The sequence below is a fragment of the Niallia sp. RD1 genome, assembly GCF_024219955.1.
Taxonomy (GTDB): Bacteria; Bacillota; Bacilli; order Bacillales; family Cytobacillaceae; genus Niallia; species Niallia alba.
In genome coordinates this window covers 4,446,587-4,465,094 of record NZ_CP100420.1, presented here as the reverse complement: position 1 = coordinate 4,465,094, position 18,508 = coordinate 4,446,587, and the positions used below count along the sequence as shown (strand labels likewise).

The 18,508-nt window shown below is 35.6% G+C and carries 14 protein-coding genes and 1 riboswitch; of the genes, 13 read left to right on the top strand and 1 reads right to left on the bottom strand.

The annotated features are described in order from the left end of the window. Positions 1-340 precede the first annotated feature (340 nt). From NKG37_RS21560 to NKG37_RS21550, 3 genes are all read left to right on the top strand, one after another. Entirely contained in the window at positions 341-1,576 is a 1,236-nt protein-coding gene (locus NKG37_RS21560) for an EAL and HDOD domain-containing protein (protein ID WP_101731027.1), read from the top strand. Between the two features lie 490 nt (positions 1,577-2,066). After that, positions 2,067-3,053 carry a diaminopimelate epimerase gene (gene dapF / locus NKG37_RS21555; RefSeq protein ID WP_016203933.1) on the top strand — a complete coding sequence of 329 codons (987 nt, stop codon included), beginning with the start codon at positions 2,067-2,069 and terminating at the stop codon, positions 3,051-3,053. 181 nt (positions 3,054-3,234) lie between these two features. Then, entirely contained in the window at positions 3,235-4,164 is a 930-nt protein-coding gene (locus tag NKG37_RS21550; protein ID WP_169188717.1) for an ATP-dependent DNA ligase, read from the top strand. Between the two features lie 20 nt (positions 4,165-4,184). Here the strand turns inward: NKG37_RS21550 and ligD are convergent, their stop codons facing one another. Next, positions 4,185-5,402, bottom strand: coding sequence for a DNA ligase D (ligD, locus tag NKG37_RS21545; RefSeq protein ID WP_169188716.1), 1,218 nt, complete (start codon positions 5,400-5,402; stop codon positions 4,185-4,187). Between the two features lie 191 nt (positions 5,403-5,593). Here ligD and NKG37_RS21540 point away from each other — a divergent pair, with 191 nt between their 5' ends. From NKG37_RS21540 to NKG37_RS21495, 10 genes are all read left to right on the top strand, one after another. Continuing rightward, the gene (locus tag NKG37_RS21540; RefSeq protein ID WP_016203930.1) at positions 5,594-6,427 is read left to right on the top strand and encodes a non-homologous end joining protein Ku; all 834 of its coding nucleotides are present in this window, start codon (positions 5,594-5,596) and stop codon (positions 6,425-6,427) included. Positions 6,428-6,489: 62 nt separating this feature from the next. Beyond that, a complete protein-coding gene (locus tag NKG37_RS21535; protein ID WP_169188715.1) occupies positions 6,490-7,137 on the top strand; it encodes a phosphatase PAP2 family protein in 648 nt (215 codons plus the stop codon). A gap of 63 nt (positions 7,138-7,200) precedes the next feature. Then, positions 7,201-7,746 (top strand): glycerol-3-phosphate responsive antiterminator, encoded by a 546-nt coding sequence (locus tag NKG37_RS21530; RefSeq protein WP_101731032.1) that lies wholly within the window; start codon positions 7,201-7,203, stop codon positions 7,744-7,746. 305 nt (positions 7,747-8,051) lie between these two features. Next, a complete protein-coding gene (locus tag NKG37_RS21525) occupies positions 8,052-8,867 on the top strand; it encodes an MIP/aquaporin family protein (protein WP_254415327.1) in 816 nt (271 codons plus the stop codon). 25 nt (positions 8,868-8,892) lie between these two features. Then, positions 8,893-10,383: a glycerol kinase GlpK gene (gene glpK / locus NKG37_RS21520; RefSeq protein ID WP_016203925.1), complete on the top strand. Its 1,491-nt coding sequence runs from the start codon at positions 8,893-8,895 to the stop codon at positions 10,381-10,383. A 281-nt stretch (positions 10,384-10,664) separates the two neighbouring features. Then, a complete protein-coding gene (locus tag NKG37_RS21515) occupies positions 10,665-12,320 on the top strand; it encodes a glycerol-3-phosphate dehydrogenase/oxidase (protein WP_254415326.1) in 1,656 nt (551 codons plus the stop codon). A gap of 374 nt (positions 12,321-12,694) precedes the next feature. After that, on the top strand, positions 12,695-14,011 hold the full coding sequence (locus NKG37_RS21510; RefSeq protein ID WP_254414903.1) for an ISLre2 family transposase: 1,317 nt from the start codon (positions 12,695-12,697) through the stop codon (positions 14,009-14,011). A 678-nt stretch (positions 14,012-14,689) separates the two neighbouring features. Further along, positions 14,690-14,773, top strand: a riboswitch (ZMP/ZTP riboswitch). Between the two features lie 43 nt (positions 14,774-14,816). Continuing rightward, positions 14,817-15,653 (top strand): bifunctional 5,10-methylenetetrahydrofolate dehydrogenase/5,10-methenyltetrahydrofolate cyclohydrolase, encoded by an 837-nt coding sequence (locus NKG37_RS21505; protein ID WP_016203923.1) that lies wholly within the window; start codon positions 14,817-14,819, stop codon positions 15,651-15,653. Between the two features lie 311 nt (positions 15,654-15,964). Further along, a complete protein-coding gene (locus NKG37_RS21500; RefSeq protein WP_016203922.1) occupies positions 15,965-16,165 on the top strand; it encodes a cold-shock protein in 201 nt (66 codons plus the stop codon). A gap of 757 nt (positions 16,166-16,922) precedes the next feature. Further along, entirely contained in the window at positions 16,923-18,383 is a 1,461-nt protein-coding gene (locus NKG37_RS21495) for a degradosome RNA helicase CshA (RefSeq protein ID WP_224428288.1), read from the top strand. Positions 18,384-18,508: the final 125 nt, after the last annotated feature.

Genomic DNA, 18,508 nt, shown 5'->3' with positions numbered 1-18,508 from the left:
GCCACGGGGATTAGCGAGACAGCCTGAGACCCCGGAGTTCAAAGCTGAGGAGGCTTAAGCTTAGCCCCCACTGAGAGCGAAGTGTATTCCGACTGCGGGTAAACGCAACATACTTTACGAAAACAGCCTTTAGAAAAGAGTCTTTCCTAAAACGTCGTAATAAAGGATGGTCTTTATCATTTCTTATCATTTCAACTTAGATACCCCCATAACATACCAAAATAAGACAAATTAAACGAGAAAATTTGCCATCTAACACTCAAGGTTCGACAACCTTCTACTTATAAATTTATTAAAATGACAATAGCTAATGGCGTAATAGATCGACGGAGGTAAATGAATGGAAGTTTTTGTGGCGAGGCAGCCACTATTTAATCGAATGGAAGAAGTTTATGGATATGAATTACTTTATCGTGATAATAATATTAATTCATTTCCGAATGTAGATGGAGATCAAGCGACTACAGGTTTAATTATTAATAGTTTTTTAAATATTGGGATGGAAAAATTATCAGATGGAAAACCTTGTTTTATCAATTTTACAGAAAACTTGTTAGAACTTAGGCTTCCTACATATTTTCAACCAAGGGACATTATAATAGAAATTCTAGAGACAGTTGTTCCAAGTCAAAAAATTATTGATATTTGTTTAGAACTTAAACAATTAGGTTATAAATTAGCTTTAGATGATTTTATCTTTGACAAAAGCAATGGATATGCACATTCCTTATTATTATTAGCAGATATGCTTAAAGTCGACTTCAAGCATACATCAAAAGAAGTACGGGAAGAGTTGGAATCGCTAGCTAAAAAACATGATATTGAATTGGTTGCAGAAAAGCTTGAGACAAGGGAAGAGTATGAACAAGCCAAAAAAAGTGGTTATCACTATTTTCAAGGCTATTATTTTTCTAGACCATTAATTATGACTTCCCACGATGTACCAACTTATATCCACACGTATTATAAAATTCTAGAACTTTTGAATGAGGAAACCCCAGATATTAATCGCATTTCAAAGTTGATTGAACAGGATATTTCTTTATCCTACAAGCTTTTGAAATTAATAAACACATTAGGGTTTGGGATGAAACAAAAAGTTACTAGCATAAAAAATGCTATTATTTATATAGGTCTTATAGAGCTTCAAAAATGGATTTATATTCTTACAGTTAGAGAAAAAGACTGGAAGAATGGCATCTCTTTTGAAGTGATGCATAATTGTTTAATTCGTTCTAAAATGTGTGAATCAGTAGCAAAGTTAATACCAGAAAGATTGGAATATGGAAGTTTTTTTTTAACAGGGATGTTTTCTCTAATGGATACTATTATGAATCAAGATATGGAAACCATTCTATCAGATTTGCCTTTAGATGAATCAATTGTCCATGCCCTTTCAGGAAAGAAAAATATGCAGCGAGAAGTGCTCCAATTGGTAATTGCAGCAGAAACTGCAGATTGGACAAGCATCGGACTCGGTTGTAAAGAATTAAATATACAAGAAAAAGAATTGTTTAAAGTATATGCAGAATCCATTTCATGGGCTAAAAAGCTTTTAGATGAAGATTATTTATAATGATACTATAATAAAGGCTGGGACAAAACAAAATATATAATAGATAAAGACGAACAATCTCTCATTTAGTAGCGAAACCAACTCGTTCCATTACGCTACAGACACTCTATGCGCCGGGGAGCAACCTAAGCCTACTCGGCTAAAGCCTGTGGGGTCTAAAGATTGCTCTACTTCCCGCAGGAGCCCGAGTGCCCTCCGCTCCATTTCAATCCGTTTTTAAAGGTTGTTTCGTTTCATCCTTTTTTTAAAGAAAATATAATGAGTAGGAAATACGAAGCAGACTGAATACACGTAGACTCCTATTGGGAGCTGCGAGAAAGTCCAAGACCCCGCAGGAACGAGGAGGCTTGGCGCTCGCCCCATGGAAAGCGAAGTGTATTCAGTCTGCGGGTGATCACCACAAACCTTCTTTTTTAAAATTAATTAATTGCAGGTTAGACAAAGGAACAGTAAAATGAAAGAAGATTGAAATGAGCTTGGAGGAATTGGAATGAATATAAAGATAACAAAATGTCATGGTAGTGGCAATGACTTTTTAATTATAGATGAGATTTCGAATGCCTATCAGTTTACAGAGGAAGAAAGAGCACAATTAGCTATAGCATTATGTGACAGGCAGTCTTCTTTAGGTGCAGACGGAATTCTTTTTGTCATGCCAAGTAGCGTTGCTCATGCTAGAATGAGAGTATTTAATGCAGATGGATCCGAAGCATCTATGTGTGGAAATGGCATTCGCTGTGTTGCTCGCTATGTTTGTGAACTACTTCAAGTAGAAGAGGCTGTAATTGAAACGATGAAAGCTAATTTGGAAGTGAAAAATGAAACGGATATTTATCCAAATATTCCTACGTATTTGGTAGAGATCTCTCCTGTTTCTTTTCACACAAAAGACCTTCCGTTACAGGTGAGCACTGATACACTAATAAATGAGAAAATCACAGGGTTAAATCAAGATCTTTTATTTACTGCATTAGCAGTACCAAATCCACATTTAATTACGCTTGTAAATAAGGCAGTTCTTGAATCCGATATACAAGAAGGTTTAAGTAAATATGTGAATGGACCAAATGAATACTTTCCAGATGGAGTTAATGTTAGCTTTGTTTCAATCCTAGATAAAGGCAGTATTTATGTCCGTACATATGAACGAGGTGTTGGCTTTACAAATGCATGCGGAACCGCGATGTCAGCTTCTACCCTTGTTTCCATATTAAATGGTTATAATGAGGAAAATAGCTATGTTGATGTGTATAATAATGGTGGCAAAGTTCGATGCTATGTACATAATCAAAATAACCAATATCGAATCGATTTAATCGGAAATGCAACATATGTTTATCGAGCAGATGTTACATTTGACTGGAATGCACTTGATGGTTTTGAAGTAGCGAATAAGCAGTACTTTGAGGCTGAAGCTATTCAATATAAAAAACTACAAGATGAAGCAAAAAAGTATGTAGAGACTCATTTAAAGTAATTTTTGGGAAAACGTTTTGCTTGATAGGAATAGAATGATAAGGTTAGGTCTATTCAACATTTCGTTATGTAGAATAGGTACTAACCTTTTTCATTGCTTTAGAGCACCTAAAAGATAGAAATGTAGCCGTTTAGTATAATATTGTTCAATTAGCAAATGGTAAGTAAAAAAGGAATAGGTTATGAAACCAATAAAGCCATTTGAACCAATATTAACAGAAGTAATTCCAAAAGGCGATCAGTGGATTGCTCAGGTAAAGTGGGATGGAACAAGAATCCTCACTTATTATGATGGGGATAGAACGCAATTATTTAATCGAAAGAAAAATGAAAAAACACAACAATATCCAGAGCTATTAAAACCAAGTTCATTTATCCAGGCAAAAAATTGCATTCTCGATGGGGAAGTAATTGCATTACAGGATGGAAAACCGTCGTTTTATGAAGTAATGAGGCGTGATAGGTTACGAAATCTCGAACGATTGAGTGAGTTGCAAGAAAAAGTTCCCATTACATATATGATTTTTGATATCCTCTTTTTGGATGGTAACTGGCTAGTAGACAAACCTTTACAGGAAAGACAGCAAATATTAAGTGAAAAAATTTCTGGAAATGAAGTTGTGCAACTTGTCGAAAGTTTTTCAGATACACAAGGTTTATTTGAGGTTTGTCAGCAGCATCAACTGGAGGGAATTGTATGTAAGGACCTTGAAAGTTCTTATACAATAAATGGAAAAGATGCTAGATGGCGTAAGAGAAAAAAAGAGCAGGATTTAATCGCTATAGTAGGTGGAGTTACGATAAAAAATAATATAGTCCATTCTCTTCATCTCGGATTATTTGATAAGGTGGGTAAGTTATTCTATATTGGAAGTGCTGGCTCAGGCAAGCTGTCAGCAAACGATTGGGTCACTATAACAAAAGTAATGGAGCCGATTATCATACAAGATTGTCCTTTTTTTAATCAATGCGATGTGAAGGGAGGAGTTTGGTTAAGACCAGCGCTCACTGTAAAAATTTCCTTTTTAGAATGGACAGAAGGAAAAACTTTGAGGCACCCTGTGATTGAATCATTTGTAACTGTCCCAATTGAAGAATGCAAATTAGAATAACAGTAAAGGGAGTTATCATGTTAATCGATACTCCCTTTACTATTATGTGGATTGCTTAATACTTCTAGTACTTGACGGAATGGTTGTTTTTCTTTTACTTCAAAATAATGAGCAAATGGGTTGATTCCTTTATGCAATCTTTGCAATACTACATTCATGGAAAAGTGACTAGGATGTAAATCATCTGTTAATTCATTCCATTCAAGTGGACATGCAACAAATCCGCCTTTATTACCGCGAATGGAATAGGGAGCAATAATTGTCTTGCCCTCGCTATGCTGGATATAGTCAATATATAATCTGTTTTTGCGGTTTTTTTTCAATCTTTCAATGGTGAAAAGTTCTGGATTCTCAACAATCATATAGTTAGCAATAAATTCTGTGAACAAACGTACTTCTTCGTAAGTGAATGTTTTTTCAGGAAGTGGTAAATACACTTGAATGCCTTTATTTCCTGATATTTTTAAAAAGGATAAAAGCTGCAAGCGATCAAGAATCTGTTGAAGAGCTTTTGCAGCTTGAATTGCCATATGAAAATGTTCAACAGACGGCGGATCAAGATCAAACACAATTTCAGATGGCATATAATCCGAATAGATGGTTTCAAATGGAATATGAAATTCAAACGCTAATTGATTTCCTAACCATAAAAGAGTTTCTAGGTTATTACAAACAATATATTGAATCCCTTCATGCATAGATGTTTCTACATAGGAAGGGGCATAATCTGGGCATTGTTTTTGATAGAAAGATTCTCCAAATAGACCATGGGGAAAACGGATCGTTGTTAGTAGGCGATTTTGTAAAAAAGGAAGAAAGTAGGGGCTGATTTCTTTTAAATACAAAATATAATCGAGTTTAGTAATGGACGTATCGGGAAAAAGAGGTTTATCAGGATGGGTAATAGTAGTACCATCTGTTTCCAGAATATTTTCTAACTTACAGTCTTGCCAGTTTTGATTATATAAAAACTTCTTAAAAATTGGATTAATTATCTTTTGTTGTTCGAAGGAGGAAAATTGTAATTCTACGCATATTCCTGGTTCCATATAATAAAAGTCGTCATCCTCTATTTTATAATGTTCTTGTATGATAGATATAAGAGCTGTTTTTTCTTCTTTTTTTAATCCCTTTTTAAAAGAGCCGACAGCGATAATGTGTTTATTTAAACAGACGCTAACACCAAATGTTCCTGTTTTTTTATGATAGCTACTAATAAAAAATCCAGCTGAATGCATATGTAATCCCTCCTGAATGTATTCTATTAATAGTATTCCTGCATATCTCGTTCTGTATGAAATGTATGTGTTGCCAATAATTAAATAGTATGAAAAAGACTTGGTAACACAATGTATTAATAAAGATAAAAAGCTAACTATTTAACATATGTTTAGCTTGGATTGAACTAAAAGAGAATGGAGATAGAAGTATGCATACAATGTGGAAAGGAAATATAAGCTTTGGTCTAGTAAGCATCCCAATTAAGCTGCATTCTGCTATAGAGGATAAAGACATTAAGTTAAGAACGCTTCATAAGGCATGTCATGCTCCGATTAAATATGAAAAGAAGTGTTCCGCTTGTGAAAAAGAAGTGGCCCCAGAAGAAATAGTAAAGGCATATGAGTATGCTAAAGGTAAATATGTAGTCCTTGATGAAGAAGATTTGGAAAGTCTACGGAAAGAAAACGAAGACAAAGCAGTAGAGATTATTGACTTTGTAAAAATGGATGAGATTGACCCGATCTATTTTGAAAAATGTTATTATATGTCGTCAGGAGAAGGGGGAAATAAAGCATATGCTTTGCTGAGACAAGCATTACAAGAAACAGGGAAAGTAGGCATAGCAAAAATTATCATTCGTTCTAAAGAGCAGCTGGCTATTATTCGTGTATATGAAAATACACTTGTGATGGAGACAATCCATTTTCCTGATGAAGTCCGCAAAGTAGAGGATGTTCCTAATGTGCCGGCAGCCAATCAAATAGAAAAAAAGGAGTTAGAAACAGCCATTTTATTAATAGACCAATTAACAACAGAATTTACTCCTGAAAAATACATCGATGAATATCGAACCGCACTACTTGAATTAATTGAAGCAAAAAAAGCTGGAAAAGAAGTTGTTACAGGTGCGGATAAACCAAAAGAATCTAATGTGATGGATTTAATGGCCGCACTTCAAGCTTCGATTGACAATACAAAACCAAAGAAAACAGAAGAAAAGAAAAAAAAGCCAACAAGAAAGAAAGTTGTTAAAGAGGCTTAAAATGGAGATGGTGCTAGCTTTGAAAAATAAGCTAGCACCTTATATAACAGCGAGGTATTTACATGGAAAGAAAAATTACGACAAAGTATATAGTATCAATGATTGCGATTATCCTAATTTTTTGTAGTCTTTTTTATGTGATTGCAAAACATGTGACTAGTACTGATATCCTTTCATTTGATAATACTATCATCAAGTTTATTCAGTCTTTTATTTCAAGCGATTTAACAATGTGGGTTGGACGAATTACATTTTTAGGATCTGTATTCTTTATCGCTGTTGCAATAGCAATTATAGCGGCTCTTTTGTTATGGAAAAAAAAATATGCGTTAGCTATTTTTATCGTTTCAGTAAATGGTCTTGGCGCACTTTTAAATAAGTTGCTTAAATGGTTATTTAAAAGAGAGCGTCCAGATATTTTGCCTGTTATAATAGAGAAAGGCTATAGTTTCCCTAGTGGACATTCAATGGGCTCCCTTATTTTCTTTGGCTCATGTGCATATCTGTGTATACATATTGTAAAATCAACTGGGAAGAAAGTAGTGGCGTATATAATCGCCAGTTTATTTATCCTGCTAATCGGTGTAAGCAGAATATATTTAGGGGTCCATTATCCGACAGATGTTGTCGGTGGATATGCAATAGGGATTGCTTATTCAGCAGTTTGTATTTTAGCTTTTCGTCTCTATGAATATAAAGCGAAGCGGTGAGAGGATTGTTTTAAACCTATAAATAAGAGAAATAAAAGAAGTGAATTATGGGGGAAGAAATGAATGAATCAGCATATCATACCAGCATCATCAAATATGAAAGAATTCGAAGCTTTTTTAAAAAGCGATTATGAAATTGGCGTGTTTTTGGAAGTGCATATTTCTCAATTAAAGCATATTAGCCTCCTTGCGAAACAGGCAAATAAAAAAATGATTTATCATGTTGATTTAATTCAAGGATTAAAAAGCGATGATTTTGGCACAGAGTTTATTTGCCAGGAGTTTAAGCCATATGGAGTCATTTCTACAAAATCATCTGTCATTTTAAAAGCAAAGCAGAAAAATGTAATAGCTATACAAAGAGTATTTTTGCTGGACAGTCATGCCATTGCCAAAAGCGTTAAACTCGTTCAAAGAACCCATCCAGATTATATTGAAGTACTACCAGGAACAATGCCTTGGATGATTAATGAAATTAAAAACAGTTTAAATGTGCCAATTCTTGCAGGGGGTTTAATTCGAACAGAAGAAGATGTTAGAAAAGCAATTGAGGCAGGTGCCACGGCAATTACTACTTCCAAAAAAGAATTGTGGCAAGGGATAAAGTGACTAACGGTATTAAATGTATTTTTACAGTGGGAATAATAAAAATAATTGACAGACCAACAGTAAGCGTTTACAATAATCTTACAAGTTAATTTAATGTGTTGGAGAAAAGGAGATGCACACAGTAGTCACAATTAAGTGGCTGTACTCTGTCGTGCACTCCTTTTTTTGCGCATTTTTTTAATTACTATCACTCTGTGCTTCAGGTGTGAAGATAATGTTACATTAGAAAAGAAAGCTAGAATGGAAACAAAAGGAATTTTTGTGAAAACTGAATGAACAGAGTGAAAAAGGAGAAGGGGGATTTTATGTCTGCTTTTATGGGAGAAGTTATTGGAACGATGATTTTGATTGTGTTTGGAGGAGGAGTAGTCGCAGGGGCGAATTTAAAGAAAGCGTTCTCTAATGGCGGTGGCTGGATTGTCATTACCATTGCATGGGGATTAGCTGTAACAATGGGTGTATTTGCTGTAGGCAGTATTAGTGGTGCTCACTTAAACCCAGCAGTTACGATTGCTCTTGCGATTACAGGAGATTTCCCGTGGAATGAAGTAGTACCTTATATTTTGGCACAAATGATTGGTGCATTTCTAGGAGCATGCATTGTTTATTTACACTATCTTCCACATTGGGGTGCAACAAAGGATTCTGACGCAAAACTGGCTGTATTTTCAACAGGACCAGCTATCCCACATACTTTTTCTAATATTTTAAGTGAATTGATTGGAACGTTTATGCTAGTGCTTGGTTTGTTGTTCATTGGAGCAAATAATTTTACAGAAGGACTTAACCCAATTGCTGTAGGTTTATTGATTGTTGTAATCGGAATGTCATTAGGAGGCACTACGGGTTATGCGATTAATCCAGCACGTGATCTTGGTCCAAGAATTGCTCATTTTGTGTTACCGATTGCGGGAAAAGGATCCTCTAATTTCCGTTATGCGTGGATTCCAGTAGCTGGACCGATTCTTGGCGGTTCTCTAGCAGCTATTGTTTATACTTATCTTTTTAAAGGTGTTGTCTTATCAAGCTTTTGGGTTGTTATAGCGATAAATGTACTTATATTGCTTGCATTTTTTATTACAAAAGGGGAAAGTAAGAGTATTGGTAAAAAAGTAGCGTGAATATTTACTAAGGGGAGGAATTATGATGGAAAAATTTATTTTATCACTAGATCAGGGGACAACAAGTTCAAGAGCAATTATTTTTAATAAAAAAGGGGAAATAGTTCATGTAGCCCAAAAGGAATTTACGCAAATTTTTCCTAAGCCAGGTTGGGTAGAACATAATGCAAATGAAATTTGGGGTTCTATTCTGGCTGTGATTGCAACCGTTTTATCTGAATCAGATATTAAACCAGAACAAATAGAAGGAATTGGGATTACTAATCAGCGTGAAACAGCAGTTGTTTGGGATAAGAATACTGGAGTTCCAATCTATAATGCTATTGTATGGCAATCAAGACAAACAAATGGGATATGCGAAGAGTTGAAGGAGCAAGGATATAATCAACTTTTCCGTGACAAAACAGGGCTTTTAATCGATGCCTATTTTGCTGGAACGAAAGTTAAGTGGATTTTAGATCATGTAGATGGTGCAAGACAAAAAGCAGAAGATGGTGAGTTGTTATTTGGGACGATTGATACATGGCTCATTTGGAAATTGTCTGGAGGGAAAGCTCATGTAACAGACTATACCAATGCTTCTCGTACGTTGATGTTTAATATTTATGATTTAAAATGGGATGAAGAGTTACTAGAAATTTTAACTGTTCCAAAATCAATGTTGCCGGAAGTAAAAGGATCATCAGAAATTTATGCTTATACGGTGGAAGGGCATTTCTTTGGGAAGCAAATTCCGATCGCTGGTGTAGCAGGAGATCAACAAGCAGCTTTATTCGGTCAGGCATGTTTTGAAGCAGGAATGGCAAAGAATACGTATGGAACAGGTTGCTTTATGTTAATGAATACTGGAGAAAAAGCTGTGAAGTCAGATCATGGTTTATTAACAACAATTGCATGGGGAATAGATGGAAAAGTGAATTATGCGCTTGAGGGAAGTATATTTGTCGCAGGTTCTGCTATCCAATGGCTACGAGACGGGCTAAGGATGTTAAAGGATGCAAAAGATAGTGAAGATTATGCAAGCAGAGTAGATTCTACGGATGGAGTCTATTTAGTTCCGGCATTCGTTGGTCTTGGTACTCCATATTGGGACAGCGATGTTCGTGGAGCTATGTTCGGCGTGACTAGAGGAACAACAAAGGAGCATTTTATTCGTGCAACACTTGAATCACTCGCTTATCAAACGAAAGATGTTCTTTCTGCTATGGAATCAGATTCGAATATTCAAGTAAAAACATTAAGAGCAGACGGGGGAGCTGTGCGAAACAATTTCTTAATGCAATTCCAAGGAGATTTATTAAATGTGCCAGTGGAAAGACCGGTTGTAAATGAAACAACTGCGTTAGGGGCAGCTTATCTTGCAGGTTTGGCAGTTGGCTACTGGAAGGATCAAAATGAAATTGCGGAGCAATGGAGTCTTGATCGCTCATTTGAACCAAAAATGGCGGAAGAGACAAGAGAAGAATTATATAATGGATGGAAGAAAGCGGTTAAAGCAACAATGGCTTTTAAATAAAGGATTTTGGAAAATGAAATCTTTGTTATTTATGAGAATTATTTCTAATGAATAGTATAAATACTATGAATATATAGAATTATATGTTATAATATAATTAAGTTAATAATATTTGTCTGGAGAATCGGAGAGACCACAAGGCATTATCATCATAATGGTAATGTAGCTTTGTGGTCTCTTTTTGTTTACTTAAATGGCAGATTGATAACGTATATTGCTGTTTTTAAAAGATGGAGATTTAATTAACCAACAAGGTGTTCACTTATAGGGAGGTTTTTACTTTGCAAAAAAAACCAAGTAGTAGAGAGAAAATAGAAGAACTATTAAGAAATAAAAAATTTGATGTCCTAGTTATCGGTGGAGGCATAACTGGATCAGGGATAGCCTTAGATGCAGCAACAAGAGGAATGGAAGTAGCACTTGTAGAAATGCAGGATTTCTCTGCAGGGACTTCAAGTAGATCGACAAAATTAGTGCACGGAGGACTACGCTATTTAAAGCAATTTGAAGTGAGGATGGTAGCAGAAGTAGGGAAAGAAAGGGAAGTTGTTTATGAAAATGGGCCACATGTAACTACACCAGAATGGATGTTACTACCTATCTATCAAGATGGAACTTTTGGTAAATTTTCAACAAATATTGGTTTAAGAGTGTATGATTTTCTTGCAGGCGTAAAAAAGTCTGAACGAAGAAAAATGCTTTCAAAAGATGAAACGCTATCGAAAGAGCCATTAATAAAAAAAGATGGTCTTAAAGGTGGCGGATATTATGTTGAATATCGTACAGATGATAGTCGTTTGACAGTAGAAGTAATGAAAAAAGCAGTAGAAAATGGGGCAGCGACCATTAATTACACAAAAGTAGAAAACTTTTTATATGATAAAAATGGAAAGGTAGAAGGTGTGGAAGTAAGAAATCTAATAACGGATATAGTTTATCCTATTTATGCAGATGTAATTGTTAATGCTACTGGGCCATGGGTAGATACATTAAGAACTATTGACGGAAGCAGAAAAGGAAAAACACTTCAACTCACAAAAGGTGTCCATTTAGTAATTAATGAATCTGTTTTCCCGCTGAAACAAGCGATTTATTTTGATACTCCTGATGGAAGAATGATTTTTGCGATTCCTCGTGATGGGAAAACATATGTCGGAACGACCGATACTTTTTATAGTGATGATCCAATCCATCCTTCCATGTCTGAAGAAGATAGGGATTATCTTTTAGGAGCAATTAAATTTATGTTTCCATCTGTATCTGTTTCAGCGGAAGATGTAGAATCAAGCTGGGCGGGAGTTAGACCATTAATCTTGGAAGACGGAAAAGATCCTTCCGAAATTTCACGAAAAGATGAAATTTGGGAGTCGGAAAGTAAACTTATTACCATTGCTGGAGGGAAATTAACTGGTTACCGCAAAATGGCCGAAACAGTTGTTAATCTAGTTGCAGTTAGACTGGAAGAGAATACTGGGAAAACATATAAAAAATGCATGACTAAATCTTTACCCATCTCAGGTGGTGACGTTGGTGGTTCTAGTGGTTATTCCACCTATATTAAAGATGTAGTATCAAAGGGAGTGGAAGCGGGTCTCTCCAAAGTAGATGCCGAAAAAATTGCAAAATTATATGGCAGCAATGCTCCGATTCTATATGAACTTGCAAAAGAATCACTTGCAAAAAATGAAGAGTTTTCACCAGTTCTTCTTGCAAGAATTCTTTATGCAATAGAATACGAATTTGCTATGACACCAACAGACGTATTGTTAAGACGTACAGGAATGTTGCTTTTCGATATCGATAAAGTGAAAGAAGTAAAAGAGTCTGTAATTAACTATATGGCAGATTATTATAACTGGAACGATGAAAGAATCAATACTTTAACAGTAGAACTAGAAGCAGAAATTCACAAAGCAACAGTACCATTTGAAGGATAATGTAAATAGAAAAAATTACTTAAATTCTTTTCTCTTTCTATCATTCATTTTTCCAAAGTTATTGATGGAAAGCGAAGTGTATTCAGCCTGCAGGCTAAATACACTTCGCTTTTTAGAAAACATGGCTCGAGCAACCATTAAATAAACATTTTTACAAAAATAGGGAAAGTATGAGTAAAATGTTTGTGGGAGAATAAATATCCTTTTTGTCTAGTTGGGGGACGAGTCCCCCAACTAGACAAAAAGGCCACCAAGCGAAAGCGCGGTAGCTGGAAAAAATTAAGTATTAAAAAAGAGAGCTTCCTTTTGTAAAGTAGAGTTTGACTAGAAAACTACGAAAAGGAGAGGCTCTCATGAATCAATGTAACATAAAAATGCCATCATTAAAAGAATTGGAAAAAACTTTATTTCGAACACTACAAATGACGTTTCAAGAAATCCTTATTCAAACATTAGAAAATTGGGATCTAGAGATTGCTCAGCAACGAGACAAAAGAAGATTTGCTTTACGTGATAAACGAGAAATACGATTAGATACAGCGTTTGGAGCTGTGGAGCTGAAGCGTAATTATTATTTTGATCGTGTGACTAAAAAATATATTTGTCTATTAGATCACTATTTACAGTTTCAGGGGAATAAGGGATTTAGTCCGCTACTAGAAGAATGGGGGCTAGAACTAGCGACGAATGGCTCCTCCTATCGAAAGGCGGTGGAAACGTTCGAACAATTTTTAGGCTATTCGGCGATGAGCCACGAAGCATTACGGCAACATCTTCTTCAAACAAGCGTACTTCCCGCTAAGGAAAAACGCCCTTTTCAAAAGGTATTGTTTGTCGAAGTAGATGGATTATATGTGAAGAGTCAAGAAAAGAAAAAGCGTGGATGGGAGTTGAAATTCGCCGCTGTACACGAGGGATGGAAAGAAAACGGAAAGCGAATCAGGCTCCGAAATAAAAGGCATTTTCTTTATGAAGGAAAAGAACCCTTTTGGGAAGCCTTTGAAACGTTCTTACAGAATAATTATGCGTATGATCCTACCCAAACCTTGCTTATTATTAATGGTGATGGAGCAGGCTGGATAACGGCATGTCGGGAGTATTTTCGGGAACGCGCCTTTTTCACCATGGACCGTTTTCATGTCGCTCGTTCGATGAAGCAACTAATGAAGAGCCATCCTCGATACCGCTACATGAAAAGAGCGTTAAAAAACTACCAGGTAGAAACATTACTTCTAGAGTTGAATAGCGCAGTAGGAACAATGGATACACCAGAAAAAGAAGAAAAACTAGCGCATTTCCTTGCCTTTTTAACGCATCATCAGGAAACCATAAAAGATTACCGTAGTTGGTTACAGGAAAAAGGTGTGGACACGACAGCGTATCGTCCAATGGGAAGTGCAGAGGCGATGATGAATCAATTAGCCAAACGATTAAAGAATGGAAGAGCATGGAGCAAAAAAGGGGTCATGAGCATGGCGCGCTTGTGGATTGGATTGAAGGATGACCTATCCATCCAAACGATATATGGGAAATGGGAAAAAGCCACGGAAAAATCAAAGAAAGAGCATCGAGCGAAAAGAAAAATACCCACAAAATTAGTAACAGAAACCGTGCGTCAGAACATGCCATACTTAAATCAAGCGATTGGAAAACCCGTTCACTTTGCCTTACAGGGATTAAAAGGTTTTTAAAAAATGAGAGAATCAACAGTTGGAAAAACAAAACCAATTGGAAAGCGGATACAAACTTAGAGGTTTTACTTTATAAAAAAGGGAGCTAAAAAAACTCCCACAAAAACTTGACTCAATCATAGGGAAACTAAATGTTGACTCCAATCTAATTCTGCGCTATGATGTTTATTGTATGTATTTGAGGTTTAACAGAATTTTGTAGAATTATGTGTAAGGTAACAAGAAATTTATAAGTATACGGAACAACTATATAAGAGCATTCAAAACAATTACACTCCATTTATCTTCAAAAACACATTTAAAATCCTTCCTAATGCGGATTAATCCTTCCATTATTTTTTCAAAAATGTATTTTTGTGTTCTGCACAATTCACCCTAAATTCAAACTGGCACGGCCTAGGAGCCGTAAGGATGAAAGAGAGGTAGGGCTTTCGTTGTTTTAGGCATTTACACCAATTTTAGTTTTAAGTGTATTTCCTTAAATATATGCATAGCTAAAGATGTATTCATTATAATGGATACTGTGATAGGATCTTCTAAACTTGAGTTTATTAAAGTTTAGAAGATCCTTTTTTCAATTACTTAGAAAAAGACGATACTTTTCGTTCATGATAATTGAAATGATCGGAAAATTTATTTCAATTAAAATCGAGCTATGATATGATACAAAGGTACTTATCAATACATAGTAACTGACGACATAAATGGAAATAACCATATGGGAGCTGTGTATATGTATAGCCGGTCGTCTGGGCAGAAGAGCAGAAAAAGCACTTCTTTTTATAATTTACCAGGAGGTATATACATGTCGGAAAAATTGATTTTAGACGGAAATGTAGTAGCAAATGCAGTAAAGGAAGAATTAAAAGGAAGAATTAGTGCTCTAAAGGAAAAAGGAATAACTCCTTGCTTGGCTACAATATTAGTTGGAGACGATCCCTCATCGGCTACTTATGTACGAATGAAGGGTAATGCATGTGCAAGACTTGGAATAGAATCAAGAAAAATTGAATTAGACAAAGAAACAACAACAGAAGAATTATTAGCAACGATTGATAAATTAAATAAGGATAAAGATGTACATGGTATTTTATTGCAGCATCCGGTACCAAGTCATATAGATGAACGAAAAGCTTTTGAAACAATTGATATCGAAAAAGATGTGGACGGGGTAACTAGCTTTGGATATGGTCAAACTGCTCTTGGATTTGGTAAATATCCATCTTGTACGCCAGCTGCAATCATGAAAATAATCGATCATTATGAGGTGGAAGTTAGTGGAAAGCATGCGGTTGTTGTAGGTCGCAGTCCAATATTAGGAAAACCAGTTTCTGCCCTGTTATTAAATCAAGATGCGACTGTAACAACTTGCCACTCTAGAACCGTGAACCTCGAAGATCATGTAAGACAAGCAGATATAGTTATTGCTGCTGTGGGAAGACCAAACTTTATTCAAGGTGACTGGGTTAAAGAAGGTGCAGTTATTTTGGATGCAGGCTATAATAAAGGTAATATTGGTGATGTGGACTACGAAGCTTGTTTAGAAAAGGCTGCTGCTATTACACCAGTTCCTGGAGGAGTAGGGCCAGTTACCATTAGTATGCTCTTAAAACATACAGTTGACTCTGCGGAATCAATTTAATCTAAGGAGATTTTTAGTTCAGGTAGAATGAAATGTATTTGTTTTTACATTGATCCCTTTAATTTTCTTAAAGAATGAATCACTTAAAGTTTTGAAAACGCTATTGACAAAAAGGGAATAAAATTATATTATAAATGTAACGCAATTAAGTTCGGTATATGTTTTAAGGATAAGGTGGTCGTAGCTGCAATGTATGTAGGCGATTTTCTTCTACATCATTCCAACTATGGCTTTTTCATGTTGAATGACGTATCGATTCCTAAAAGTTATATTAGGTGCTTAGTGTGTAACACATTTTTGGAGGTTTTACAATGAACACAGGTAAAGTAAAATGGTTTAATGCAGAAAAAGGTTTCGGTTTCATCGAGTCTTCTGAAGGTCAAGACGTATTCGTTCACTTCTCTGCTATCCAAACAGAAGGTTTCAAAACTTTAGAAGAAGGCCAAGACGTAACTTTCGAAATCGTTGAAGGTAACCGTGGACCACAAGCTTCTAACGTAACTAAAGCTTAATAAACAATCAAAAAAGGTGATGCCTTTCAAAATGCATCACCTTTTTTAATGATGTTTACTTGAACTTTTTTATAAGGATAATACTATAAAAGCTTTGTTATATATTTTATGTTTAGGCTGTTTTCTAAAGAATTGTTTTTTTATCGGGAAAATGAATGAGTTGGAAAATAGAGCAGCCGGAATACACGTAGACGCCACGGGGATTAGCGAGACAGTCTGAGACCCCGGAGGCGAAGCTGAGGAGGCTCAAGCGCGAGCCCCATGGAAAGCGAAGTGTATTCCGGCTGCGGGTAATAGCGACAAACTTTACGAAAACAGTTTATTTTTAAAATGAAAGCAATAAAATAATTAAATTGTGATCTGATAATTAACTTAGCATTTATATAAAATTCTCCATCAACTTCATTATATTCATCCGTTAAAAAACCACACAATTTCCCACTAAAGTATGGTATAAAGGCTTTTAATTGATCCTATTTACCTTAATGTTTTGGAAAATGAAAAAAAGTGAAATAAAATGGAGAGTATATATTTATAACAAAATAAAACAATACACTCTAGGTTGGTATTTTCTAAACAAATAATGTCCCTTATAATAGGGCAATGTTTTTAGGTTTATAATAAAGAGTAATCATGCGCTAAATTAGTGGAATCCATTCATTTATTAAATGATAAAGATCCTTCCTGCGACATTTCTGGCCCTATATTCTAAGGTAATATCAATCAACGGAGTACAATTATTAAGGAGGAAAAAGTATTGACAACTTTTTCAGATTTTAAATTAAGTAATAGTTTAGAAAAAGCATTATCAAACATGGGATTCGAAGAGCCAACACCAATTCAGGCTCAAGCAATTCCGATTGCATTATCAGGAAAAGATATGATTGGACAAGCACAAACTGGTACTGGTAAAACAACTGCATTTGGTGTCCCTTTACTTGAGAAAATCGAAGTTGGTAAAGCTGTACAAGGTTTAGTTCTAGCACCAACGAGAGAATTAGCAGTCCAAGTAGCAGAAGAGTTAAACCGTATCGGTTCTGTAAAAGGAATCCGTACTCTACCGGTATATGGTGGACAAGACATTAACCGCCAAATTCGCGGATTAAAAAAGAAACCGGAAATTATTGCTGCTACACCAGGCCGCTTAATTGACCACATTGAACGGAAAACAATTCGCTTGCAAGATTTAAAAATGATTGTTCTTGATGAAGCAGATGAAATGCTTAACATGGGATTCATAGAAGATATCGAAAGAATCTTAAGTGAAACTCCAGAGTCACGTCAAACATTATTGTTCTCAGCGACAATGCCGAGAAGAATCCAAAGCTTAGCAGAAAGATTCATGGTTGAGCCTGAAGTAGTAAAAGTTAAGGCAAAAGAAATGACAGTAACAAACATTGAACAACATTATATGGAAGTTCAAGAACGTCAAAAATTTGATGTATTATGTAGTTTACTTGATATTCAGTCACCTGAGCTTGCGATTGTCTTTGGTCGTACAAAAAAACGTGTAGATGAAGTAGTGGAAGGTCTAATTAAACGTGGATATTCTGCTGAAGGAATACATGGTGACATTCCACAAGGGAAACGTGACCAAGTTATCCGCCGTTTCAAAGAACAAAGCATTGATATAATGGTTGCTACAGATGTTGCGGCTAGAGGATTAGACATTAGTGGTGTGTCTCATGTTTATAACTTTGATATTCCACAAGACCCTGAAAGTTATGTTCACCGTATCGGTAGAACAGGACGCGCTGGGAAAAAAGGTCTTGCTATCACATTTGTTACTCCTAGAGAGCTTGATCATTTACGTATTATTGAAAATGTAACGAAGAAATCAATGACTAAAAAACCAATTCCTTCTCTTACAGATGTATTAGCTGGAAACCAACAAGCTACCATTAATAAAATTACAAAAACAGTAGAAGAGAATGAGTACGCAGAATATAAGCGTGTTGCAGAAGGGCTATTAGAAGAAACAGATTCGGTAACATTACTTGCAGCAGCATTAAAGCTTCTAACGAAAGAACCAGATGCTACACCAGTTAGATTAACTGCTGTTGAACCATTACGTTCGAAGAAGAAAGATAATCGTTCTGGTGGTGGCGGTAATCGCAGACGTCGTTCTGATCGTGGAGGAGAACGCGGCGGATATGACAGAAAACGCCCAAATGCTTCAGGTGAAAGAAGACCTAGAAATCGTAATAGAAGCAAATAATTATTTTCATTATTCTTGTTGCTATTCTTTTCTGACTTGTGCTTGGTTTCATTTAAAACGAGGAATTTTTATTTTCCTCGTTTTAAATGAAACAAAATGGGTAAACTAGTTAAACGAAGGGTATT

What these genes read in the sequence shown, in the direction of transcription:
- ligD (WP_169188716.1), bottom strand. Translation starts at nt 5,402, where the DNA reads ATGCATTCAGCTGGATTTTTTATTAGTAGCTATCATAAAAAAACAGGA.
- NKG37_RS21510 (WP_254414903.1), top strand. Translation starts at nt 12,695, where the DNA reads ATGCCATCATTAAAAGAATTGGAAAAAACTTTATTTCGAACACTACAA.
- NKG37_RS21540 (WP_016203930.1), top strand. Translation starts at nt 5,594, where the DNA reads ATGCATACAATGTGGAAAGGAAATATAAGCTTTGGTCTAGTAAGCATC.
- NKG37_RS21505 (WP_016203923.1), top strand. Translation starts at nt 14,817, where the DNA reads ATGTCGGAAAAATTGATTTTAGACGGAAATGTAGTAGCAAATGCAGTA.
- NKG37_RS21535 (WP_169188715.1), top strand. Translation starts at nt 6,490, where the DNA reads ATGGAAAGAAAAATTACGACAAAGTATATAGTATCAATGATTGCGATT.
- NKG37_RS21530 (WP_101731032.1), top strand. Translation starts at nt 7,201, where the DNA reads ATGAATCAGCATATCATACCAGCATCATCAAATATGAAAGAATTCGAA.
- glpK (WP_016203925.1), top strand. Translation starts at nt 8,893, where the DNA reads ATGGAAAAATTTATTTTATCACTAGATCAGGGGACAACAAGTTCAAGA.
- NKG37_RS21500 (WP_016203922.1), top strand. Translation starts at nt 15,965, where the DNA reads ATGAACACAGGTAAAGTAAAATGGTTTAATGCAGAAAAAGGTTTCGGT.
- NKG37_RS21525 (WP_254415327.1), top strand. Translation starts at nt 8,052, where the DNA reads ATGTCTGCTTTTATGGGAGAAGTTATTGGAACGATGATTTTGATTGTG.
- dapF (WP_016203933.1), top strand. Translation starts at nt 2,067, where the DNA reads ATGAATATAAAGATAACAAAATGTCATGGTAGTGGCAATGACTTTTTA.
- NKG37_RS21550 (WP_169188717.1), top strand. Translation starts at nt 3,235, where the DNA reads ATGAAACCAATAAAGCCATTTGAACCAATATTAACAGAAGTAATTCCA.
- NKG37_RS21560 (WP_101731027.1), top strand. Translation starts at nt 341, where the DNA reads ATGGAAGTTTTTGTGGCGAGGCAGCCACTATTTAATCGAATGGAAGAA.